The organism is Streptomyces sp. NPDC058697, assembly GCF_042715345.1.
GTDB lineage: Bacteria > Actinomycetota > Actinomycetes > Streptomycetales > Streptomycetaceae > Streptomyces > Streptomyces liliifuscus.
In genome coordinates this window covers 228,441-250,077 of record NZ_JBHXSU010000013.1, presented here as the reverse complement: position 1 = coordinate 250,077, position 21,637 = coordinate 228,441, and the positions used below count along the sequence as shown (strand labels likewise).

At 71.9% G+C, this 21,637-nt stretch carries 17 protein-coding genes and 2 pseudogenes; 7 read left to right on the top strand and 12 right to left on the bottom strand.

The genetic code is table 11. The features are described 5' to 3' along the window. Positions 1 to 230: 230 nt before the first annotated feature. The 3 genes and pseudogenes from ACFWXQ_RS28730 to ACFWXQ_RS28720 all read left to right on the top strand — a co-directional run. A pseudogene (locus ACFWXQ_RS28730) lies at positions 231 to 641 on the top strand (response regulator transcription factor); the annotation flags it as partial. 981 nt (positions 642 to 1,622) lie between these two features. Next, positions 1,623 to 1,925 (top strand): annotated as a pseudogene (locus ACFWXQ_RS28725) (winged helix-turn-helix domain-containing protein); the annotation flags it as partial. Between the two features lie 239 nt (positions 1,926 to 2,164). Next, a complete protein-coding gene (locus ACFWXQ_RS28720) occupies positions 2,165 to 3,640 on the top strand; it encodes a sensor histidine kinase (protein WP_383947264.1) in 1,476 nt (491 codons plus the stop codon). A 175-nt stretch (positions 3,641 to 3,815) separates the two neighbouring features. On the opposite strand, the gene ACFWXQ_RS28715 is transcribed toward ACFWXQ_RS28720, so the two are convergent. From ACFWXQ_RS28715 to ACFWXQ_RS28690, 6 genes are all read right to left on the bottom strand, one after another. After that, complete coding sequence (locus ACFWXQ_RS28715) at positions 3,816 to 4,583, bottom strand: SDR family NAD(P)-dependent oxidoreductase (RefSeq protein ID WP_383947267.1); 768 nt, start codon at positions 4,581 to 4,583, stop codon at positions 3,816 to 3,818. An 88-nt stretch (positions 4,584 to 4,671) separates the two neighbouring features. Beyond that, the gene (locus ACFWXQ_RS28710; RefSeq protein ID WP_383947270.1) at positions 4,672 to 6,042 is read right to left on the bottom strand and encodes an MFS transporter; all 1,371 of its coding nucleotides are present in this window, start codon (positions 6,040 to 6,042) and stop codon (positions 4,672 to 4,674) included. A gap of 153 nt (positions 6,043 to 6,195) precedes the next feature. After that, positions 6,196 to 6,780: a TetR/AcrR family transcriptional regulator gene (locus tag ACFWXQ_RS28705; protein WP_383947272.1), complete on the bottom strand. Its 585-nt coding sequence runs from the start codon at positions 6,778 to 6,780 to the stop codon at positions 6,196 to 6,198. A gap of 67 nt (positions 6,781 to 6,847) precedes the next feature. After that, positions 6,848 to 7,207: a nitrite reductase small subunit NirD gene (gene nirD, locus ACFWXQ_RS28700; RefSeq protein ID WP_383947275.1), complete on the bottom strand. Its 360-nt coding sequence runs from the start codon at positions 7,205 to 7,207 to the stop codon at positions 6,848 to 6,850. Next, the gene (gene nirB, locus ACFWXQ_RS28695; RefSeq protein ID WP_383947277.1) at positions 7,204 to 9,810 is read right to left on the bottom strand and encodes a nitrite reductase large subunit NirB; all 2,607 of its coding nucleotides are present in this window, start codon (positions 9,808 to 9,810) and stop codon (positions 7,204 to 7,206) included. Before nirB ends, nirD begins: the two co-directional genes overlap by 4 nt. Further along, the gene (locus tag ACFWXQ_RS28690; protein ID WP_383947280.1) at positions 9,810 to 11,153 is read right to left on the bottom strand and encodes an NAD(P)/FAD-dependent oxidoreductase; all 1,344 of its coding nucleotides are present in this window, start codon (positions 11,151 to 11,153) and stop codon (positions 9,810 to 9,812) included. Before ACFWXQ_RS28690 ends, nirB begins: the two co-directional genes overlap by 1 nt. Positions 11,154 to 11,443: 290 nt before the next feature. Between ACFWXQ_RS28690 and ACFWXQ_RS28685 the strand changes: the two genes are divergently transcribed. From ACFWXQ_RS28685 to ACFWXQ_RS28675, 3 genes are all read left to right on the top strand, one after another. Then, positions 11,444 to 12,748 carry a sensor histidine kinase gene (locus ACFWXQ_RS28685; protein WP_383947282.1) on the top strand — a complete coding sequence of 435 codons (1,305 nt, stop codon included), beginning with the start codon at positions 11,444 to 11,446 and terminating at the stop codon, positions 12,746 to 12,748. 25 nt (positions 12,749 to 12,773) lie between these two features. Then, positions 12,774 to 13,424: a response regulator gene (locus tag ACFWXQ_RS28680; protein WP_383947286.1), complete on the top strand. Its 651-nt coding sequence runs from the start codon at positions 12,774 to 12,776 to the stop codon at positions 13,422 to 13,424. Positions 13,425 to 13,519: 95 nt separating this feature from the next. After that, on the top strand, positions 13,520 to 14,305 hold the full coding sequence (locus tag ACFWXQ_RS28675) for a sulfite exporter TauE/SafE family protein (RefSeq protein WP_383947287.1): 786 nt from the start codon (positions 13,520 to 13,522) through the stop codon (positions 14,303 to 14,305). Positions 14,306 to 14,336: 31 nt separating this feature from the next. Here ACFWXQ_RS28675 and ACFWXQ_RS28670 read toward each other — a convergent pair whose 3' ends face one another. Beyond that, positions 14,337 to 14,957, bottom strand: a complete 621-nt coding sequence (locus tag ACFWXQ_RS28670) for a class F sortase (protein WP_383947290.1) — start codon at positions 14,955 to 14,957, stop codon at positions 14,337 to 14,339. A 138-nt stretch (positions 14,958 to 15,095) separates the two neighbouring features. Further along, positions 15,096 to 15,620 (bottom strand): hypothetical protein, encoded by a 525-nt coding sequence (locus ACFWXQ_RS28665; protein ID WP_383947293.1) that lies wholly within the window; start codon positions 15,618 to 15,620, stop codon positions 15,096 to 15,098. A gap of 328 nt (positions 15,621 to 15,948) precedes the next feature. On the opposite strand from ACFWXQ_RS28665, the gene ACFWXQ_RS28660 reads away from it, so the two are divergent. Continuing rightward, positions 15,949 to 16,614, top strand: a complete 666-nt coding sequence (locus ACFWXQ_RS28660; protein ID WP_383947296.1) for an NADPH-dependent FMN reductase — start codon at positions 15,949 to 15,951, stop codon at positions 16,612 to 16,614. 13 nt (positions 16,615 to 16,627) lie between these two features. Here the strand turns inward: ACFWXQ_RS28660 and ACFWXQ_RS28655 are convergent, their stop codons facing one another. From ACFWXQ_RS28655 to ACFWXQ_RS28640, 4 genes are all read right to left on the bottom strand, one after another. Continuing rightward, the gene (locus ACFWXQ_RS28655; protein ID WP_383947299.1) at positions 16,628 to 17,596 is read right to left on the bottom strand and encodes an aminoglycoside phosphotransferase family protein; all 969 of its coding nucleotides are present in this window, start codon (positions 17,594 to 17,596) and stop codon (positions 16,628 to 16,630) included. 60 nt (positions 17,597 to 17,656) lie between these two features. Further along, positions 17,657 to 18,814 (bottom strand): protein kinase family protein, encoded by a 1,158-nt coding sequence (locus tag ACFWXQ_RS28650; protein WP_383947302.1) that lies wholly within the window; start codon positions 18,812 to 18,814, stop codon positions 17,657 to 17,659. A gap of 195 nt (positions 18,815 to 19,009) precedes the next feature. Continuing rightward, a complete protein-coding gene (locus ACFWXQ_RS28645) occupies positions 19,010 to 19,438 on the bottom strand; it encodes a VOC family protein (protein ID WP_383947304.1) in 429 nt (142 codons plus the stop codon). Positions 19,439 to 19,755: 317 nt separating this feature from the next. Next, positions 19,756 to 21,399, bottom strand: a complete 1,644-nt coding sequence (locus tag ACFWXQ_RS28640) for a M4 family metallopeptidase (RefSeq protein WP_383947307.1) — start codon at positions 21,397 to 21,399, stop codon at positions 19,756 to 19,758. Positions 21,400 to 21,637: the final 238 nt, after the last annotated feature.

The window sequence follows — 21,637 nt, the reverse complement described above, 5'->3', positions numbered from 1 at the left end:
CCAGGCGAAAGTTAAGGGAACACTAGAGCGCGACCAGGAATGGCACATATTTCGTCCCGGGCAGCCTTCCGAGGGCTCCGAATCACCGTCAACGAGCCATCCAGGGACGGTTTTTGAGCAGCCGGTCACATTACCTCGGGTATGGGCGACGTGCCCATGACGGCTCTTGTAGCGTGTTCGCTCCACGGCACGGAATTCGTGCTGTCCGGATTCATGGGGAGACAGGGCCTATGGGCGTACGAGTGCTGCTCATCGAGGACGACGAGACGATCGCCGAGCCGCTCGCCGAGGGTCTGGGTCACTTCGGGCTGACGGTCGACCACGTCTCGACCGGGGCCGCCGGGCTGAGAGGGCCGTACGGCGATGTCGTCCTGCTCGACCTGGGGCTGCCCGACATGGACGGCATCGACGTCTGCCGGGGGATCCGGCAGCACTCCGACGTGCCCGTCATCATCCTCAGCGCGCGCGGCGAGGAGGCCGACCGCGTTCTGGGTCTGGAACTCGGCGCCGACGACTATCTGGCGAAACCTTTCAGCCTGCGCGAGCTGGTGGCCCGCATACGGGCGGTCACCCGACGCACCCAGCAGGGCCGCGGCCTCCAACAGGGCCTCACCGAGGGCGATTTCATGGCGACACCGCCGGGCGGGACGCCTGCGGTGGGCCCGTTCGGCACGGGAACGCCGGGCACGGGCCCGCTCGGATCGGGTCCCGTCGGCACGGGGACCCTTGGGGCGGGGGTGCGGGTGGCGGGCGTGCTCGGCGACGGGGCGCCTGCCGCCTCCGCGGGGGCGCGTGGTGCCGGGTATCCGGATGCCGGGACTTCCGATGCGGGGTCCTCGGGCGCCGGGTTTTCGGGTGTCGGGTCTTCCGATGCCGGGTTCCGGGGTGCCGGGTTTTCGGGTTCGGGGTCCCCGGGTCCGAGGTCTCCGGGCGCCGGCTCGTCCGACTGGGCGTCTCGTTCCGAGGGGGCGTACGAGTCAGGGTTCTCTGCGAGTCACGGGGGCTCCGGCGAACGGCCCCGGGATGCGGAACCCCGGGCCGCGGAACCCCGGGACGAGAAACCGTTCAGGGGCGAGTCGTTCGGCGGCGAACCGTTCGCGAGTGAGTCGTTCTCGGCGGGGCCGGACATGCCTGGGCGGGACACCGCGGGGTGGGGCGGCTCTGAGTCGGGCAACACCGGGCGAGGAAGGGCCGGTTCGGGCGAACCGGGGCCGGCCGTCGCGGGGGCGGATGCCGCATCGGCAGCGCGGTCCTCGTACGACCGGAGCGACGGCACCGGCACGCGGTCTTCGTACGGCCCGTCCGACGGCACCCGCACATCGACCTCGTACGACTCCTCCGGAAGCACCCGTGCCGCGGACCCGTACGACCTGCCGTCCGGCGGTGCCACTCGGTCCTCCGACGCGTACGACCCGGACGATCGCTACGACCAGTCGTCCGGTGTCGGGCGGCGCTTCGACGAGTCGTCGCGCTCCTTCGAGGCCGGGCCGGGCTTCGAGTTCGCGCCACCGGTCCCGGCCGGGCGGCCGCGGCGGGGGGCGTCGGCGGGACCGGCCGGAGGAGCATTCCGCGACGAGTCGGCGCCGGCGTCGGAGCCAGAGCCGGAGCCGGTTGCCGTGACGGCGCCCGCGCCCGGCCCCCTCGTCGTCGACCGCCGCACCCGGCAGGTCTGGGTCGGGGACTCGCCGGTCTCGCTGACGCCGAAGGAGTTCGAACTGCTCGCGCTGCTCACCGAGGACCCCGGAGCTGTCTACTCGCGGCAGCAGATCCTGGACCGGGTGTGGGACCCGCACTACCAGGGCCCGACCAAGACGCTGGACGTCCATGTCGCCACGCTGCGAAGGAAGTTGGGCAACTCGGCGTGGATCCAGACCCTGCGCGGGGTCGGCTTCAGACTCGCCGTGCAGAACCGGCCGCCCTCGGCGGGCGGGGCCCCGGGCGGAACCCTGGGCGGGGCGACGGGCGGCTCGTACGGGGAGCAGCCCGGCAGACCGAACGGCTCGTACGGCGCGTCCGCCTTGTACGGCGCGTCTGGCTCTGCCGGTTCGTCTGGCTCGACCGGCTCGTACGGATCCTTCGAGTCCTTCGAGTCGTTCGGGTCGAGCGGCGCCTACGACGACCTCCCGGACGGCGGGTCCCAGGAACCCCGGCCGGCGGCCTTCCGGTGACGCGTCGGCTCCTGCTCAGCTACCTGAGTCTCGCCGTGCTGCTCCTGCTCTGCCTGGAGATCCCGCTGGGCTTCGTCTACTCGCGGGGCGAGCGGGAGCGGGTCACCAACATGGCGAAGGACGAGGCGGAGTCGGTCTCCGCGTACGCCTCGCTGGCCCTTTCCATGGGCGGCCGCGCGGAGCGGGACCTGCCCGGCAGGGTGAGCCGCTGCGCCGAGCGCATCGGCGGGAAGGTCGTGATCGTCGACCGGTCCGGCGCGCTGGTCACCAGCTCGCACACGCTGTCGGCGACGGAGACCCAGGGCCTCGCCGCCCGTCCCGGGATCGCGGCGGCGCTGCGGGGAACCGCCACGCAGGACGTCCGCACCTCCACCATCGGAGGCGTCCAGTACCTGTCCGTCGCGGCGCCGATCGCGCACGGCTCGTACAAACAGGGTGCCGTGTGGATCACGCTGCCCACACAGATGGTGCACGCCCGGGTGCACCATGTCTGGCTGCTGCTTGCCCTCGGCGGGCTCGCGGCCCTCACCGCCGTCGCGGTCATCGGCTTCGCCATCGCCCGCTGGACCGGCCGCCCCATCCGTGAACTGGAGCTAGCCACCCACGAGTTGGCCGACGGCGGCCCCTCCACACCGGTGGCGATCACCAAGGGGCCGCCGGAGGTACGGAGTCTCGCGGCCACCTTCAACCGTACGGCGGCCCGCCTGGAGCACCTCCTCGCCTCCCAGCGCGCCTTCGCGGGTGAGGCCTCGCACCAGCTCAAGACGCCCCTCGCCGCGCTGCGGCTGCGCCTGGAGAACCTGGAGCCCGACATCGCCCTGCACGCCCGGGGCAACCTGACCGCCGCGATGACCGAGACCGACCGGCTCGCCAGGATGGTCGAGGGGCTGCTGGCGATGGCCCGGCTCGACGAGAGCGCCGCCGTGCGCGAACAGGTGGACCTGGACCGGGTCTGCGCGGAGCGGCACCGGGCCTGGGCGCCGATGTTCGAGCAGCACGGGGTGCAGCTCGTGCTGCTCGGCGACTACGGTGGGCCGGTGCTCGCCCTGCCCGGCGCGGTCGAGCAGATCCTGGACAACCTGCTGTCCAACTCCCTTCGGGTGGCGCCCCGTTACTCCACCGTCTCCATCGATCTGCGCAGGCCCGAGACCCACGAACGCCGCTTCGGTCACCGTCCGGCGGGTCCGGCCCGCGTCGAACTCCACGTCACGGACGAGGGTCCCGGCATGACCGAGGAGCAGCGCCGGCGCGCCTTCGACCGCTTCTGGCGCGCGCCCGATGCGCCGAAGGGTGGTACGGGTCTTGGGCTGGCCCTTGTCCAGCGCCTTGCCCATGCGAGTGGGGGTGACGTCCTGCTGCGTGCGGGTGCCTCGGCCTCCGGCGGGCTTGACGCGGTGGTTCGGCTGCCGCCGGCCGCCCCGACTGCTGCGGTGGCCAGGCCGTTGGAGAGTGTGCCTCAGCGGGTGTCGTGAAGGTGCGGGCCCGGTGGGGGCTGGTCGCGCAGTTCCCCGCGCCCCTTAAAGGCAGGGGCTACCGCCCCCAAAGACCAAAGACAGGGGCGCAGCCCCGGCCTTTGTCTTTAGGGGCGCGGGGAACTGCGCGACCAGCCCCCACGCACCCGCACTCGACGTCATCGCATGTCGCCCCCTACAACGACGCACCCCCGTCGATCACAAGGTCCGTGCCGACCACGGACGCCGCCGCGTCCGAGGCCAGGTAGAGAACGGCCTCGGCCACCTCCTCCGTCGAGGAGACGCGGCCGAGCGGTGACTCCTCCTTCATTCGCGCGGCACGGTCGGCCTCGGTCTCGCCGGGCCGCAGGGACATGGCGGTCGCGGAGGCACCGGGGCTCACGGCGTTGATACGGATGCCGTCGGCGATGTGGTCGAGCGCGGCGCCGGCGGTGAGCGCGGACACGGCGGCCTTGGAGGCCGCGTACGCCGTGGTGTTGGGCCACTGCTTGTGCGCGCCCAGGTTGGAGGAGACGTTGACGATCGCCCCGCCGCCCGCCTGGGTCCGCATCTGCCGGACCTCGGCCTGCAGGGCGAGGAGTACACCGGTGACGTTGATGTCGAGCAGGGTCCGCCACTCCTCCTCGGGGAGGTCGGCGACGGGCTGCCCGCCGCGGAAGACGCCCGCGTTGTTCACGGCTATGTCGACGGAGCCGAATCGGTTGACGGCCGTGCGGACGAGCGCCTCCACGTCCGCCGGGCGTGCCACGTCGGCGACCTGCGCGACCGCCGTGCCACCGGCCCGTTCGGCGAGGGCGACGGTCTCGTCGAGCGCCGCCCGGGTACGGCCCGCCACGACGACGGAGGCTCCCTCGGCGGCGAACGCGAGCGCGACGGCCCGCCCGATCCCGGTTCCGCCCCCGGTGACGAGGACGGTGCGGTGCGAGAAGCGGGTGCGGTTCATGAGTGACTCCCTTTCGGACATGGTGAGTTGAGGAACGCGGGTGTGAGGATCAGAGGCGCGCGCGAGAAGACGGCGGCCGAACGAGGGATCAGACGCGGGCGAGTTGCAGGGCCAGGGCCGCGGTGCCGAAGAGGGCCGCGGTCACCGCCAGGCTCGCCGTGTCGCCGCCCACGCCGAGCACCAGGGCGAAGACGACGGTCGGCCCTGTCTCCATCGCCGTGTTGTGCACCCCGCCCGCGAGACCCGTCCGTTCCGCCGGCACCCGGTCGGTGGCCAGCACGGCGGCCCCGGCGAAGGAGGCGGCGACCCCGGCCGCCAGCAGGAGGAACCCGGGGAGAAGCCCGTACGCGTACGGGACCGTGTCGTTCATTCCGAGCAGCGCGAGGAGTACGAGTCCCACGGCGCCGACGGCCAGCCCGGCACCGGTGACGACGGGCGCCCCCCGCCGGCCGATGAGCCGCCCCGCCACCCGGCTCGACGCGAGGAGCGCCACGGCGAACGGCACGAACGCGGTCGACGTCCGCAGTGCCGACCAGCCGCGTTCGTCCTGGAGATGGAGCGAGAACAGCACGAAGACGGTGGCGGTCCCGGCCGCGGTCAGTGCGGTCGCGGCGAGCCCTAGCGCGCGCCGCCGGTCGAGCAGGAAGCGGGGCGGGAGCAGCGGATCGGGCGCCCGCCGCTCGACCCCGACGAACACGGCCAGCAGTACGACTCCGGCGACCAGCGGCCCCAGCACCCGGCCGGACGTCCAGGACCACGCGTCGGTGAGCACGAGCCCGTAACTGGCGGAAGCCAGCCCGGCCGTGGCCAAGAGGGCGCCGGGCAGGTCGAGACGGGGGCGGGCCGTGTGTTCGGGCCCACCCCTCCCGAAGTGCGGTTCGGTCGCCGCAGGCAGCACCCGGGGCGCCAGCGCGAGCGCCGCCGCCGTCACGGCGAGCGGTACGGCGAAGGCCCAACGCCAGGACAGGAGAGCGGAGATGACACCTGAGAGCAGATTGCCCGCCGTGGCGCCGAGGATGGACAGACCTCCCCAGGTGGCCATCGCACCGCCGTACGCGGCGGGGGAGGGGAACACCGTCCGCAGCACCGCCATCGCGGCCGGCGCGATCAGGGCCGCGCCGGCACCCTGGGCGAACCGGGCCGTGAGCAGCGCGTCGTACCCGGGAGCGAGCGGGGCGGCGACCGACGCGGCCCCGAAGACCAACAGCCCCGCGGTGAGCGCCCGACGCCCGCCGTACCGGTCGGCGAGCCGCCCCCCGAACAGCAACAGCCCGGCGAACGTCAGCCCGTACGCCGCACTGAGCAGGATCAACTCCTCGCGCTGCACGCCGAATTCCACCCCGATCTCCGGCAACGGCACAGCCACCGCGGCCAAGGTGAAGATCAGAGTGACCTGCACCCCACCGAGCAGCACGAACGCACCTCGACCGGCGCGAGGAGGCGCCACTGTTACAGTCATCGTTTCCCCCTATCTAGACCGATCGTTTCAAAAAGAGGGCAGCACTTCAGCACTTCAGGGGCGCGGGGAACTGCGCAATCTTTCAGGGGCGCGAGGAACTGCGCGACCGGCCCCCACGCACCCGCACACAACAACGACCCGGGCCGAACCGAATCAATCCAGCAAGGTCAGAGCCTGCTCGGCCGCATCCCGAACCCGCCCGGGATCGGCCGACGCCTTGCCGACCACCCGCAACCCCTGCATCAACACCAGCAACATCCGAGCCAACGCCCGAGGATCCCGATCCTCCGCAAGCTCCCCCTGTGCCTGCGCCCGCACGAGCGCCGAGTTCATCAGCGTCTCGACGTGATCCCAGCTGTGCTCCACACGACGGGCCGCCGCGGCATCGTGAGGCGCCAGCTCGGCCGCCGTGTTGGTGACGAAACAGCCCGCCGCCCGGCGGGCGTCGTCCGCGGCTTCGGCGGCGAACCGCCGCACCACCGCCCGCACGGCGGGCAACGCGGCCCCCGCCTGCGACAACTCGCGCAGCATCAGCGCGTCGCGCGACTCCCCGTACCGGTCCAGCGCCTTCAGATACAGCGCGTGCTTGTTGCCGAAGGTCGCGTAGATGCTGGCGCGCCCGATGCCGAGATGCTCGACGAGATCCGCCATCGACGTCGCCTCGTAGCCGCGCCGCCAGAACAGCTCCAGGGCCGACTGCAGCGCGGCGTCCGGATCGAACTCCTTGGTCCTGGCCACGAACCGCAGCCTAGGCCTTTCTGAAACGATCGGTCAATAAGGAATCCGCTGCTCCGCCGGGCAAGCCCTAGAGCGCCCGCACCTCGTACGTCGCCACCCGCACCGTCTCGTCGTCCAGGCACTGCCCCGACTCCAGGTCGAACCGCTGCTTGAGGAGCGGCGAGGCGACGAACGGGCGGCCCTGGTGGGTGCCCGTGAGGCCACGGGAGAGGACGGCCGCGCCGGAGAACGGGTCGCGGTTGTCGATCGCGTACATGCGGCCCGTGCGGTCCAGGAAGAGCGCGACCTGGTGGCCGTCCGGGAGCAGCGCAGCCACCCCGCGGCCGGGCATCAGCAGGGACAGGTCGCAGACCGTGAACCAGCCGTCCGTCAGCTGGAGTTGGACCGTGGTGGCGGTCGCCGTGGTCGTCTCGGGGGCCAGGGTCATCGCTGGGCGCTTCCTTCCAGGGGGCGCGTGCCGATGGTCAGCAGCGGCAGGTCGGGCTTGATCTGGTCGCGCTCGGGGACGAAGCCGACGACCGGGTCGGGGGTGTCCGGCGCGTTCACGAAGGAGACGAAGCGGGAGAGCTTCTCCGGGTCGTTGATGGTCTCGGCCCACTCGTCGCGGTAGGCCGCGACATGCGCCGTCATCAGGGACTCCAGCTCCTCGCAGATGCCCAGCGAGTCCTCCACGACCACCTCGCGGATGTGGTCGAGGCCGCCGGGGATCCGCTCCAGCCAGGTCGAGGTGCGCTCAAGACGGTCGGCCGTGCGGATGTAGAACATCAGGAAACGGTCGATCAGGCGGATCAGTTCGGCGTCGGAGAGGTCCTGGGCGAGCAGGTCGGCGTGGCGCGGGGTCGCGCCGCCGTTGCCGCCGACGTACAGGTTCCAGCCGTTCGCGGTGGCGATGATGCCGAAGTCCTTCGACTGGGCCTCCGCGCACTCGCGGGCGCAGCCGGAGACCGCCGACTTGAGCTTGTGCGGGGAGCGCAGACCCCGGTAGCGCAGCTCCAGGTCGATCGCCATGCGCACCGAGTCCTGGACGCCGTACCGGCACCAGGTCTGCCCGACACAGGACTTGACCGTTCGCAGCGACTTTCCGTACGCGTGCCCGGACTCGAAGCCCGCGTCCACCAACCGGGCCCAGATCAGCGGGAGTTGCTCGACGCGCGCACCGAACATGTCGATCCGCTGACCGCCGGTGATCTTCGTGTAGAGGCCGAAGTCCCGGGCCACCTCGCCGATCACGATGAGCTTCTCGGGGGTGATCTCGCCGCCGGGGATGCGCGGCACGATCGAATAGGAGCCGTTCTTCTGGAGGTTGGCGAGGAAGTGGTCGTTGGTGTCCTGGAGCGAGGCCTGCTCGCCGTCCAGGACATAGCCGTCGGCGCCGATCGTGGGCGCGAGCGAGGCGATGATCGAGCCGACCGCGGGCTTGCAGACCTCGCAGCCGTCGCCGCCCCGGGCGCCCTCACGCCCGTACCGGTCCAGGAGTTGCCGGTACGAGGTGATGCGCAGGGCGAGGACGATCTCGTACAGCTCCTCGCGGGTCTGGGAGAAGCAGCCGCACAGGCCCTTGTCGACCTCGACGCCGCTCGCCTCCAGTTCGGAGGTGACCAGCTGGCCGAGGACCTTGACGCAACTGCCGCAGCCCGTACCGGCCTTGGTGCACTTCTTCACCTCCGGCACCGTCGTGCAGGAGTGTTCCGTCACCGCGCCGCGGATCGCTCCCTTGGTGACGTTGTGGCAGGAGCAGATGATCGCCTCGTCCGGCAGTGAGGACGGGCCGAGCTGGACGGGCGCGCCGGCGCCGGCCGGGAGGACGAGCTGTTCCGGGGAGATCGGCGGGACCGAGCCGGTGAACGCGCGCAGCGTGCCGTACGCCTCCGCGTCGCCCACCAGGATGCCGCCGAGCAGTTCGCCGTTCCGGCCGATGACCAGCTTCTTGTACGTGCCGGAGCGGGAGTCGGAGTAGACGACGTCGAGGCAGTCCTCGGCCGTGCCGTGCGCGTCGCCGAAGGACGCCACGTCCACGCCGAGCAGCTTGAGCTTGGTGGACAGGTCGGCGCCGGTGAAGGACGCCTCGTCGGTGGCGATGGTCGCGGCGGCCGTCTCCGCCTGCTCGTAGCCGGGCGCGACCAGGCCGTACACCCGGCCGTCCGCCGCGAGCGCGCACTCGCCGATCGCGAACACGTGCGGGTCGTTCACGGTCCGGCACTGCTCGTCGACCGAGATGCCGCCGCGCTCGCCGACCGTCAGACCGCAGTCGCGGGCGAGCTGGTCGCGGGGGCGGACACCGGCCGAGAACACCACCAGGTCGGTGGCGAGTTCGGAGCCGTCGGACAGCTTCATGCCGGTTACGGCGCCCGAGGCGTCCGTGACGATCTCCTGTGTACCCACACCCGTGTGGACGCTCAGGCCCATGTCCTCGATGGTGCGCAGCAGGGCCGCGCCGCCGCCGTCGTCGACCTGCACCGGCATCAGGCGCGGCGCGAACTCCACGATGTGGGAGGTGAGTCCGAGCCCCTTCAGGGCGCCGGCCGCCTCCAGGCCGAGCAGTCCGCCGCCGACCACGGCACCGGTCGTCGCCCTCGACTTCGCGTACTCCTCGATCGCGAGGAGGTCCTCGATCGTGCGGTAGACGAAGCAGCCCTCGGCGTCCTTGTTCGGCACCGGCGGCACGAAGGGGTACGAGCCGGTGGCGAGGACGAGCGTGTCGTAGTCAACTGCCAGACCGGAGCGGGCCGTTACCCGCTTCGCGGCCCGGTCGACCGTCTCGGCCGGGTCGCCGATGTGCAGCTCGATCCCGTGGTCCTTGATGAACTCCATGTCCGTCATGGACAGTTCCTCGGGCGTGGTCCCCGAGAAGTACGAGGTCAGCTGCACGCGGTCGTACGCGGGGCGTGGCTCCTCGCACAGCACGACCACGCGGTGCGTTGCGGTCAGGCCGCGCTCGGCGAGCGCTTCGAGGAAGCGCTGGCCGACCATGCCGTGGCCGACGAGCACGATCGTGGGGGTGGCCTCCGTGGCCTCCGGGGTGGCGGTCATCAGGAGCCTCCATCGTTGGTGAGCAGGTGGAGCAGAGGGCCGCCGTCGGAGGGCAGCGGCTCTGCTCCCTCCCAGGCGCGGGCGAGCGCGCCGACGGTGCCGAGCTCGCCGACGAGCACTCCGCCGACCAGGCGGTCGTCGCGGACGACGACCTTGCGGTAGGTGCCGCGGGTGGCGTCGGTGAGCTGGATGACGTCGTCGCCGGGAAGCGGGGTGTGCTCCCCGAAGGCGGCGAGGTCGAGAGGGGTGCCGGAGGCGAGGCCGGGGCGGGTGAGGGTGAGACGGGTGAGGGCACGGGTGCCGGTGTAGCCCGCGGGGGCCCCGGCCGGGTTCGCACCCGAACCTGAACCCGGGGTCGAACCCGAACCCGAACCTGAACCCGCACCCGCACCTGAACCCGCACCCGGGACCGCACCCGTGTCCGCCGCGGCCAGCAACTCGGCCAGGACATCGGCCTGTTCGAGGGCGGGCGCGGCCAGACCGTAGACGTTTCCGTCGTGCTGGGCGCAGTCGCCGATCGCCCGGATGTGCGGGTCTGACGTGCGCAGTTGGTCGTCGACGATGACGCCCTTGTGCACGGCGAGCCCCGCGTCCTGGGCGAGGCCCACCCTCGGGTGCACCCCGCAGGCCAGTACCACCAGGTCGGCGTCGAGCGCGTACCCGTCGGCCAGCTCGACCGAGCGGACCGCGCCACCGACGCAGCGCACATCGCGCACCCGGCACTCGGTGTGCACCTCGACGCCGAGGTCCTTGAGATGCCGGAGCACCAACTTGGAAGCGGACGGGTCGAGTTGACGCTCCATCAGCCGTTCGGACTGCTGGGCCAGCACCACCTGCGCACCGCGTTCGGCGAGCGCGCGGGCCGCCGAGACGCCGAGCAGTCCGCCGCCGATGACGACGGCCCGGGTGTCCGGCCGTACGGCCTTGGACAGCCCGAGGCAGTCGTCCATCGTGCGGAACGCGTGGACGCCTTCCGGCAGTTCGTGCCGGTCCGGGCCGAACGCGCCGAACAGGCCGCGCAGGGGCGGAAGTACCGGGTTCGAACCGGTGGCCAGGACCAGGGTGTCGTATGCGATCACCGAGCCGTCGGCGAAGTGCACCAGCTGCTCCGCGCGGTCGATGTGCACCGCCCGGCCACGGGTCAGCCGCTCCGGCGTCGGCAGCGCGATGACCTCGGGGGCGTACCGCCCGGCCAGGACCTCCGCGAGCAGGACCCGGTTGTACGGGGTGTGCTCCTCGTCGCCGACGAGCACGGCGGACATGCCGAGCTCTCCGAGCCTGCGGGCGAGCCGTACGCCCGCGAGGCCGGCGCCGATCACCACCACACGCGTATTCGAGGTCATGCATCGCAGCGTGCGGTGCCGGTGTTACCCGGCCGCATCCCCTCTGTTTCCCGCGGGGAACGCTGCCCTCAGCGGGGCCGGGGCGCGGATGTGAGGGTTTTCGGCGGGCGGGGCGGGGGCACGGTGAGGTCGCCCGGAACGGGCCCGGGGTGCGGCTATCCCCACCTCGCAGCTCCGTGCGAGCACCATCGACCTCCGGCTCCGGCCGCGGCAGCCTTGAGAAGCCCGACCCGGGGCTGCCCTGACGCACGACCCGGGGCTGCCCCGATGCCCGACCGTAGGTTGACGACATGCGCAGACCGACCGCAGCGCTCGCGCGCGCGCTCGACGTACTGAGGCGTCCGGCCGCCGCCTTCGCCCCGAAGGCCCTCGCCGTACTCCTCTATGCCCTGATCGCGCTCCCGCTCGCCCTCGTCGGCTTCGTGCTCACGCTCGTGGGGCTCGTCGTCGGCGGAGCCCTGTCCGTGACGACGCTGGGCCTGTGGCTGCTGGCGCTGACCGTGCGGGGCGCGCTCGCCCTCGGGTCGGTCCAACGGGCCCTGGCGCGGCGGCTGTTGGGCCTGGAGATCGAGGAGCCGCCGACGCCTCCCGCGCGGGGCGTACTCGGCAGACGGCGGGCCCTGCTCCTGGGCCGGGCCGGCTGGCGGGCCGTCGGCTGTGCGCTGGCCACACCCTTCACGGCCGTCCTCGGGTTCGCCGCGGTCCTGGGCGCGTACGCCTACGGGGCCCAGACCGCCCTGCACCCGCTGCTCAAGCGCTGGAACCACCACACCGTGCGCGACGGAGACTCCGTACGGCATGTGTCGATCGAAGTCCTCGGTGTCCAACTCGACTCCTGGCCAAGGTGGTTGATCCCGATGGCGGCCGGGCTCGTCCTCCTGGCCGCCGCCCCCTGGCTGCTGCGGCACGCCCTCGCCCCGCACCGCGCGCTGCTCGCCGCCACGCTCGGGCCGAGCGACGCGGAGCGCCGCATCCGCACACTGGAGGAGACGCGCGCCCAGGCCGTGGACGACGCGGCGGCGACCCTCCGCCGCATCGAGCGCGACCTGCACGACGGCACACAGGCCCGGCTCGTCGGGCTCGCGATGCATCTGACGATGATCCGGGAACTGGTCGGAGCGGACGCCGACCGCGAACGGCTCCTCGCCGTCGTCGACACCGCGCAGGGCAATGCCAAGCAGGCCATCGCCGACCTGCGCCACCTCGTCAAGGGCATCCACCCTCCCGTACTGGACCAGGGCCTGGACACGGCCCTCGCCACCCTCGCCGCCGACAGCGCCCTGCCCGTCGAGGTCGTCACGGACATCGAGGCCCGCCCCGCGCCCGCCGTCGAGTCCATCGCCTACTTCTGCGCCGCGGAACTCCTCGCCAACACGGCGAAACACAGCGGGGCGGCCGGCGCCACGGTCACGGTGACCGCCCGCGCCGGGCTGCTGCGGCTCACCGTCCACGACGCCGGACGCGGCGGCGCGGCGATCGGCGCGGGCTCCGGGCTCACCGGCCTGCTGACCCGCGTACGGACCGTCGACGGCACGCTCACCTGCGACAGCCCGCCGGGAGGCCCTACGGTGGTCACGGTCGAGCTGCCTTACTGACTGCCTTGTCGATCACGGGGGCCATATGCGCGTTGTCATCGCCGAGGACTCCGCCCTGCTGCGCGACGGGCTGGCCCAGCTCCTCCAGCTGCGGGGCGTCGAGGTCGCCGCGGCCGTCGGGGACGCCGACGCGCTGCTCGCCGCCGTGGCCGAGCACTGCCCGGACGCGGCCGTCGTCGACATCCGGCTGCCGCCGACCCAGACCGACGAGGGCCTGCGGGCCGCCGTACGCCTGCGCGCGGACCACCCCGGCACCGGGGTGCTGATCTTCTCCCAGTACGTCGAGACGAAGTACGCCGCACAGCTCCTCGGCACCAACCCGGGCGGCGTCGGCTACCTGCTCAAGGAACGGGTCGTCGACATCGGGGAGTTCGTGGACGCGCTGGAGCGGGTCGCCGCCGGCGGCACCGCCCTCGACCCCGAGGTCGTCGCCCAGCTCTTCGGCGCGAGCCGCCGCGCCAGCGCCCTGGACGCCCTCACGGCCCGCGAACGCGAGGTGCTCGCGCTGATGGCAGAGGGCCGTACGAACCACGCCGTCGCCACATCCTTCGGCGTCTCGGAACGGGCCGTCGAGAAGCACATCGCCAACATCTTCACCAAGCTCGGCCTGCTGCCCTCCGACACGGGGAACCGACGGGTACTGGCGGTCCTGCGCTACCTGGAAACGGCGGGCTGACCCCCTTCGTCCACCGTTGCCCCGAACCTCTGAAGATCCTCAAGGTTCACAGGATTCGTGGACGGCACACCTACCTCGTCCATAGTGTCGCGATCATGCCCGACATATCGCTGACCATGGTCGTCGTCCTGTGCCTGACCGCTCTCGCGGCGGGCTGGATCGACGCGGTGGTGGGCGGCGGCGGGCTCCTGCTGCTCCCCGTACTGCTCCTCGGGCTGCCGAACTCGGGCTCGGCCGCCCAGTACGCGCTCGGCACCAACAAGGCCGTGGCGATCGTCGGCACCACGGGCGCGGCGGTGACGTACGCGCGCAAGGCGCCCGTGGACGTCGGAACCGCCGTACGGATCGGCCTGGCGGCGCTCGCCGGATCCTCGGCCGGTGCGCTGGTCGCCGCCGGGATGAGCACCGACGTGCTGAAGCCGGTGGTCATGGTCGTCCTGCTCGGCGTCGGCGCCTTCGTGATCCTGCGGCCCTCCTTCGGCACCGCGCCCTCGACCGCGCCCGTCTCCCCGCGCCGCGTCCTCGCCGCGATCGGCCTCGCGGGCCTCGGCATCGGCTTCTACGACGGGCTCGTCGGCCCCGGCACGGGAACGTTCCTCGTGCTCGCCCTGACCGCGCTGCTGCACCTCGACCTGGTGACCGCCTCCGCCACCGCGAAGATCGTCAACTGCTGCACCAACGCGGGAGCCCTCGCGATGTTCGCCTGGCAGGGCACGGTGTACTGGCAGCTGGCGGCCCTGATGGCCGTCTTCAACCTCGTCGGCGGGATGGTCGGGGCGCACACCGCGCTCAAGAAGGGCAGTGGGTTCGTCCGGGTCGTACTGCTGACGGTGGTCTTCGCGCTGGTGGCGAACCTGGCGTACCAGCAGTGGCTGGCGTAGCGGCCGACGTGGAGGCCACCATGGCCGGCTTCTATCGGCTGCCCGTCAGATGGGCGAAGACGACCACGTTCCCCTGGTAGCCCGTCGCCTCCGAATAGCCGCCGCCGCAGGTGATGACCCGCAGCTCCGGGCGCCCCGCGGCCCCGTACACCTTCTCGTCCGGGAAGTCGCGGGCGTCGTACACCTCGACCGCGTCGACCGAGAAGAGGGCGACCGTGCCGTCGCGGCGCTCGACCTCGATGGTGCTGTCCTTCTCCAGGGCGCCCAGATGGTAGAAGACGGCGGGTCCATCGGCGTTGTCGACATGGCCGGCGACGATCGCGGTGCCCTTCTCGCCCGGCGCGGTCCCGGCCGCGTACCAGCCGGCGAGGTCCGCCCGGCCGGCCGGCGGCACGTCGAGGCTGCCCTGCGGGGTGAGACCGAGGCCCAGGAGGGGGGCGTCCACCCGGATCGAGGGGATACGGACGCGTTCGGGCGGGGCGGGCAGCAGCGCGGCGGCCGCGGGCCGGTCCACATGGGCGCCGGCGCGTCCCTGCGCGGCCGAGGGCTGCGGCGGGGCATGCGTCTGCGCCCCACTGCGCAGCAGCCAGGCACCGGAGAGGAGGGCGACAAGGGTGACGGCGACTATCGAGCTGTTGGCGAACCGGTGCACGTATGTCTCCTCTCCGGTGGCTCGATTCCCCTGGTCGTTTGTCGGCTGGTCCCGCGTCCCCCTCCGGGACGCGAGGGGCGTCGGGCCCGGAGGGGGAGGGGACGGCGGTACCGGCGGACGGACAGCGGAGGGTGTCCGTCAGATCCCGTCGCCTCTCGCCCGGCGATGCAGGAGCCAGGTACCGCCCGCGGCGGCGACGGCAAGGGCCGCCACTCCCGCCGCGGTCTGCACGGGGTCGGGGCCCAGTGCGCCGCCGACCCCCGTCTTCACGCTTCCTCTCGGGTGGACCTGCTGCCCGCTCTCCTCGGTGGAGGTGAGCGTGACCACCAGGTCGCCGGTCATCCGCTTGCCGCTCGCACAGCGCGCGACGATCTCGTACGTGCCTGGCTGGGCGGACGGCGGCACCCGGAACTGCCCGACCGCGTCGCCCTCGTGCGGGCTGGGCAACAGAGTGAAGGCACCCGCGCCGACGGCACCGGCGTCACCCGCCACCGCGTCCGTCGCACCGCATGCCGCCGTGTTCACCGTGACCTCGGCGCCGGGCGCGACCGTGGCCGGGTACAGCTCGATGGACCCCGTTCCGACGCCGTACGCGGGGGCGGCGGCGAGGGCCACCGCGGCGACGGCGAGCGCGGTACCGGTCAGCGGACGGGCTGTGCGCATCGTTGCTTGCTCCTCCGAGAGGGCACGACCCGCGGCACCCCCATGTGCCGCTGCGTCGGTCACGCCCCTGCCCTACCGAGGAAAGTGGCAGTCGGGGACGTACGCCTCCTGATGAGACGTCAGAATTGATGTGAACGGGTGTCAGGCGGAGGTTCCGGGCGGGCCGTCCGGGGCTGTTTCGGCAGGTCATCGGCGTGTCGCCACCACATCCGCAAAAAGAACCCGAACGGAACGGCCGGCGCGTGTGAACGGGTGACCGGCCCTCCCGGGCGACCACCCGACCGGCCGACTTGACCTGAAGTTTGGTTGAGGTATGAGGCTGGGCGCCATGAACTCCACCACAGAGGTTCCAGTCCCCCTCCCCGCGTCCGACTCCCTCCCGGCGCCCGTTCCCCTCCCCGAGCCCGACTTCCTCCCCGAGCCCCTGAAGATCGCCGTGATCGTCGGGAGCAACCGGGAGGGCCGGTTCGGTCCGGTCGTCGCGGAGTGGCTGCTGAGCCGGATCCGGGACCGGTCCGACCTCGCGGTGGACGTCGTCGACACCGCTGACGTACACCTGCCGACGGCCCTCTCCCACTCCCCGTCCGCCGAGGTGGCCGCCGAGCTGGGCAAGGTCACCCCCCACCTGGCCGCCGCCGACGCCTTCGTCGTTCTCACCCCCGAGTACAACCACTCGTTCCCCGCGTCCCTCAAGGCCCTCATCGACTGGCACTTCCACGAGTGGCGCGCCAAGCCCGTCGCCTTCGTCTCCTACGGCGGCCTCTCGGGCGGCCTCCGAGCCGTCGAACAGCTCCGCCAGGTCTTCGCCGAACTCCACGCCGTCACCGTTCGCGACACGGTGTCCTTCCACAACGCGGGCGCGTCCTTCGACGACAAGGGCCACCACAAGGACCCCTCGGCCCCGGACGCGGCGGCAAAGGTGATGCTGGACCAACTGGCGTGGTGGGGGCTGGCGCTGAGGGAGGCGAAGTCGGTCCGGCCGTACGGAGGTTGACCGAAACCGTGCCTCAGTCCGCGGCTCCGGCCTCGGGTCCGGCCTCGGGTCCGGCCTCGGTCTTGGCCCCGGACCCGTACTCGGCCAGCGCCTCCGTCACCGCTCGGTTGGCCACGGTGGCGAGTACGGGATTGGTGACCCGGTAGTGGTGCTCCGCCACCAGGCCGAAGCACAGGGCCCAGCCGCGTCCCCGCGCCCAGGTCGTGTCGTCGACCTCGGCCGCCTCGCGGAACAGCCCACGGGTCTCCGGGGTGAAGACGGCCCAGGCGGCGAGTACGTCGGCCGCCGGGTCGCCGACGCCGAGGCCGCCGAAGTCGATGACCGCGCTGAGGCGGCCTCCGTGGGCGAGCAGGTTGCCCGGCAGGAGGTCGCCGTGGAGCCAGACCGGGTCCCCGTCCCACTGGGGGAGCCGCAGGGCCTCCTCCCAGGCGGCGGTCGCGAGGTCCGCGTCCAGCGTGCCGGCCGCGCCCAGGTCGCGGATCGCGGCACGGACGTCGTCCTCACCGTCGTCGGTGAGGGGCCCGCCACGCCAGGACGGCGGCCCGCCGGTGGCGTCGACCTTCCGCAGCGCCGCGACGAACCTGCCCAACTCGCCGGCGGCGTCGGCGAGTTCGGTCCGGCCGGTGAGAGGCGCGTCGAAGACGTTGTCGCCGTCCAGCCAGCGGAACACGCCCCACGGCAGCGCGTACCCCTCGCCGGGCGCCCCCTCGGCGAGCGGTACCGGCACGGCCAGCGGGAGGTGCGGTGCCAGCCGCGGCAGCCACCGCTGCTCCTTGTCCACCTGCCGGGCCCCACCGGGCAGCCGCGGCAGCCGTACGACCATGTCGTCGCCCAGCCGGTACATGGCGTTGTCGGTTCCGGCCGAGCGGACCTCCCGGACGGGCAGCTCCGCCCACTCGGGGAACTGCTCCGCCACCAGCCGGCCGACGAGCGCGGCGTCGATGTCGAGTTCGTCGGCGTGCATCTTCGGACCGGGTGGCATGGGTCTCCGTAAGTCGGTCGTGGGCAGTCGTCAGTCGTCAGTCGTCGGGAGATGGTGCGGTCAGGAGGCGAACAGGCGGTGGTCGACGCCGATCCGATGGATCTCCTCCACCGGATACGGGGTCCGCCTGCTCTCGTCCTGGAGCGTGCGGCTGAAGTCCGCGAACACCGTGGCCAGTGGCGCGTATCGCGTCACGATCTCCGCGGCGGCATCGGGGAGTTCGGCGGGGTGGGCACCGCGGGCGCAGGCGCGGATCATCTCCTCGCGGTCGTCCCTTCCGTACTCGTACACGGCGGTGATCAGCCATTTCACCAGGTAGGTGATCGTGTAGCAGCGGTCGTACGTCCGGTGTCGCTCGAAGAAGCGGGTGTGCTCGGGGGAGAGGCCGAAGCCGGAGGACAGGGCCAGGCCGTAGTCGGCGAAGTACAGGCGGCGGCCGTCGGTCAGGATGTTCTCGAAGTGGGCGTCGAAGTGGATGAGCCCGTGCGAGTTCATGAAGGACGTGCCCGCGTGCAGGGCCTCGTCCACCCAGGAACACGCCCGGTCCGCCGACTCGCCGCCCTCCCGGATCCGTTCGTCGAGCCATTGGTGGAGTGTCTGAGGTACGTACTCCAGGAAGAGGGTGAGGCTCGCCGAGGCCTCTCGGAGCCCTTCGAGCCGATGGCGCACCTCCTGGCTGCCGTCCCAGAACGCGACGACCCGGTCGACGTCGGCCAGCTCTTCGGGGAGAGCCGGTGCGTCGACCGTGCCGGCCGTGCCGAGGGTGTTGCCGTCGCCCGAGCCGTCCGTGTCGCTCGCGTAGTCCGGCAGTACGCGCCAGTGGTACGTCAGCGGAAAGCCCTGGAAGTCGTTGGCGAGCACCCAGTTCGTGGTCATCTCGTGCACGGCCAGTTCCTGCCAGGCTCCGAAGCCGGGCCCGCCGATGCCGTAGTGGCAGATGGCGGGCAGCCCGTAGACGTTCGCGGTCGACCGGACGTTCTCCGGCAGCGTGTCCGCCGCGGTCAGGGGCACGCGTTTGACGAAGACCTGGGTGCCGTCGACATCCAGGAGCGCCGACCGCCCGCCGATACCGGAACCGAGCGGCGCCGCCCCGCGAACGAGGGCGTTCAGTTCGTCGTCGCCGTACTCGGCCAACGCGACGGAAACGGCGCTGTACGTGGCCAGGCGCACACCGTGCGACCTGCTGGACCTGTCACCGCGGAACCGGGAATCGGGCATTGGATCAGAGTTCCACAGGGCCATGTCCAGGGACACCGGAATTCGCCACGGGACGATCTCGGAGCCCGCACGGCTCCATGTTGCTTGGACAAAGGGCGGAGGGACAGCGGTCTGGGCAGAGAACGGCGCCACGCCGCCGCCGACCTCTTCCGCGTGATCTGACCGTCTCCGACCGTCTCCGACCGTCTCTGACCGTCAGGGACGGGCGTACGGCCGGGTCATGATCTCCATGTTGTGGCCGTCCGGGTCGGCGAAGTAGGCGCCCCGGCCGCCGAACAGGTCGTTGGTCCGGCCGGGTTCGGTGTGGCTCGGGTCCGCGTAGTACGTGACGCCGAGGACCTCCAGGCGGGCGATCATGGCGTCGAAGCGGGTGTCGGGCACGAGGAAGGCGTAGTGCTGGGACTGGATCGGCCCGTCCCCGAACTCGTAGTAGTCGAGGGTCACGCCGTTGCCGAGATCGACGGGAATGAAGGGGCCGAAGGGAGCGCCGACCTTCAGTTCCAGGACCGCGGCGAGGAACTCGGCCGACAGGTGCCGGTCGGTCGCGTACACGACGGTGTGGTTCAACTGGGCTGTGGTCGTGGGCAGTTCGGAGGTGTTCGCGTGCTGCTGGTCATGTGACATCGGTGAGGTGTCTCCGGTCTTTGGGTGCGCGACGAAGAGCGCGTGCCATCGTGCGCACGGACGCTCTGGGGCATGGCGCACGCCTGGGCGGCGCGCCTGCTGCAAAGACACGGAGAAAGGGCGGGGCTCTGGCCCGCCTCGCGCTCACGCCGAGGCCGGGAACCCCACTCGTGCATGGCCCAAGGCCGACCCGGCAGTCACCCGACCGACCTTAGTGTCGGGCCGGGGGCGGGGCAACGCGATTTCCAGGCCCAGCCCCGGCGGGCTCCGACCTCCTACCGCGCTGCCCCGCCCCCGGCCCGCTCCACGAGCCCGGGTCAGTTCACGGACACCGCCGACCAGGCCGCCCCCACCGTCCGGTACTCCGCGCTCCCGGCCCCGTACAGATCCTTCGCCGCGCTCAGCGTGGCGACCCGCGCGCCCGCGTACTTCGTCGACGACGTCATGTAGACCGTCAGCGCCCGGTACCAGATCGCGCCGAGCTTGGCCCTGCCGATGCCGGTCACCTTCGCGCCGTTGCAGGTCGTGCCGTTGTGGGCGACGCCGCCGATGGTCTTCGGGCCGCTGCCCTCCGCGAGCAGGTACGCGAAGTGGTTGGCCACGCCCGAGGAGTAGTGGACGTCCAGGTCACCGACCGTGGAGGTCCAGCAGTCCGCGGAGTTGCCGTCCTTGGAGGGCTGGTCCATGTAGCGCAGTGCGGAGCGGCCGAAGCCGGACTTCACGATCTTCTCGCCGATCCGCCAGTCCCCGGGGTCGGCGGGGTTCTTGGCGTAGAACTCCACCAGCGTGCCGAAGATGTCCGACGTCGCCTCGTTCAGACCGCCGGGCTCGCCCGAGTACGTCAGCGCCGCCGTCTTGGACGTCACACCGTGCGACATCTCGTGCCCGGCCACGTCCAGGGACACCAGCGGCCCGAAGATCTTCCCGTCACCGTCCCCGTACGTCATGCAGAAGCAACTGTCGTCCCAGAACGCGTTGTTGTACGCGCTGCCGTAGTGCACCCGGTTGAACGAGCCCTTGCCGTCGCCCGCGATGCCGGCGCGCCCGTGGACGTTCTTGTAGTAGTCCCAGGTGGTGTCGGTGCCGTACTGCGCGTCCACCGCCGCCGAGGCGCGGCTCGAAGTCGCCCCGGTTCCCCAGTGGTTGTCGGCGTCGGTGAGGACGGGCGCGGGGGCACGCTGGTAGCAGATGATGAGGATGCAGGAGTCCGTCTTGTTCTTCGTGTCGCCCGTGTACGTGTTTCCCCGTGTGGGGTCGGAGAGTTGGTACGTCGAACCGGACCGTGTCGTCTCCAGCGGGACCTTGCCGCTGTAGAGGGAGCGGCCGTCGCCGGTCGCCGTCTCGATGCTGTCCCAGGCGTCGATCTGCCTGCCGGTCACCGCGTCGGTGAGGACCACACGGGCGACGGGGTTGCCGAGCGAGTCCTTGCCCCCGGCCTCGGTGCGCCAGGCCAGCTTCGGAGCGCCGTGCAGGGCGTCAACGACCAGCTGGGGCTTGGCCGTTATCCCGCGGAGCGTCTCGCCGACGTTCGCGAGGCGCAGTGCCGTGGCAGCCAGGTCGGCGGCCTTCGGGGCGGACACCGACGGCGTGATGCTCGCGAGGGAGAGCGGACGCGTGGTGGCCCGGTCGGCGGCCCGGTAGTCGCCGGCCGCCGTCAGGTGGACCACGAAGTCGCCGCCCAGCACGGGGAGTTGGCGGTACGTCCGGTCGTAGCGCACATGCTGGGTGCCGTCCGCGTCGACGACCACGTCACGGGCCTCGGTGCCCTGCGCGGAGGTGAGGCCCAGCCGGGCGGCCTGGTCGGCGAGGACCGCCGCCGCGTTGCCGAGGACGGTGTCCCGGGTCGGTCCGTCGGCCGGCACCGCGCTCGGGGCCAGCGCCCCCGTCAGCAGAGTGGTGGCCGCCGCCGATATACCGACGGTGGCGAGGCGCGAGCCTCGGATGTGCCGTGTCCGACTCATCGAACTCCTCGGGAAGGCACGCGAAACGCGTGGTGGTGGGGGGAGTGGGGAGTGGCTGGTGGGGGGTGTCCGCACAGTTCTAGGTGGCCCGGACCTGGCATGTCCATAGCGGACTGCCGGGGGATGTGTGAGGGGTGAGAATCGTTTCTGCAAAGGTCAATGGTCAAAGGTCAAAGGTCCGGGCACGCCGGGAGAGGCCGGCGGGAGCAAGCCCGGGGAGACCGCGGAGAGCAAGCCC

What these genes read in the sequence shown, in the direction of transcription:
- ACFWXQ_RS28650 (WP_383947302.1), bottom strand. Translation starts at nt 18,814, where the DNA reads ATGCCCGATTCCCGGTTCCGCGGTGACAGGTCCAGCAGGTCGCACGGT.
- ACFWXQ_RS28660 (WP_383947296.1), top strand. Translation starts at nt 15,949, where the DNA reads ATGAACTCCACCACAGAGGTTCCAGTCCCCCTCCCCGCGTCCGACTCC.
- ACFWXQ_RS28680 (WP_383947286.1), top strand. Translation starts at nt 12,774, where the DNA reads ATGCGCGTTGTCATCGCCGAGGACTCCGCCCTGCTGCGCGACGGGCTG.
- ACFWXQ_RS28665 (WP_383947293.1), bottom strand. Translation starts at nt 15,620, where the DNA reads ATGCGCACAGCCCGTCCGCTGACCGGTACCGCGCTCGCCGTCGCCGCG.
- ACFWXQ_RS28645 (WP_383947304.1), bottom strand. Translation starts at nt 19,438, where the DNA reads ATGTCACATGACCAGCAGCACGCGAACACCTCCGAACTGCCCACGACC.
- ACFWXQ_RS28690 (WP_383947280.1), bottom strand. Translation starts at nt 11,153, where the DNA reads ATGACCTCGAATACGCGTGTGGTGGTGATCGGCGCCGGCCTCGCGGGC.
- ACFWXQ_RS28655 (WP_383947299.1), bottom strand. Translation starts at nt 17,596, where the DNA reads ATGCCACCCGGTCCGAAGATGCACGCCGACGAACTCGACATCGACGCC.
- ACFWXQ_RS28715 (WP_383947267.1), bottom strand. Translation starts at nt 4,583, where the DNA reads ATGAACCGCACCCGCTTCTCGCACCGCACCGTCCTCGTCACCGGGGGC.
- ACFWXQ_RS28640 (WP_383947307.1), bottom strand. Translation starts at nt 21,399, where the DNA reads ATGAGTCGGACACGGCACATCCGAGGCTCGCGCCTCGCCACCGTCGGT.
- ACFWXQ_RS28675 (WP_383947287.1), top strand. Translation starts at nt 13,520, where the DNA reads ATGCCCGACATATCGCTGACCATGGTCGTCGTCCTGTGCCTGACCGCT.
- ACFWXQ_RS28685 (WP_383947282.1), top strand. Translation starts at nt 11,444, where the DNA reads ATGCGCAGACCGACCGCAGCGCTCGCGCGCGCGCTCGACGTACTGAGG.
- nirD (WP_383947275.1), bottom strand. Translation starts at nt 7,207, where the DNA reads ATGACCCTGGCCCCCGAGACGACCACGGCGACCGCCACCACGGTCCAA.
- nirB (WP_383947277.1), bottom strand. Translation starts at nt 9,810, where the DNA reads ATGACCGCCACCCCGGAGGCCACGGAGGCCACCCCCACGATCGTGCTC.
- ACFWXQ_RS28710 (WP_383947270.1), bottom strand. Translation starts at nt 6,042, where the DNA reads ATGACTGTAACAGTGGCGCCTCCTCGCGCCGGTCGAGGTGCGTTCGTG.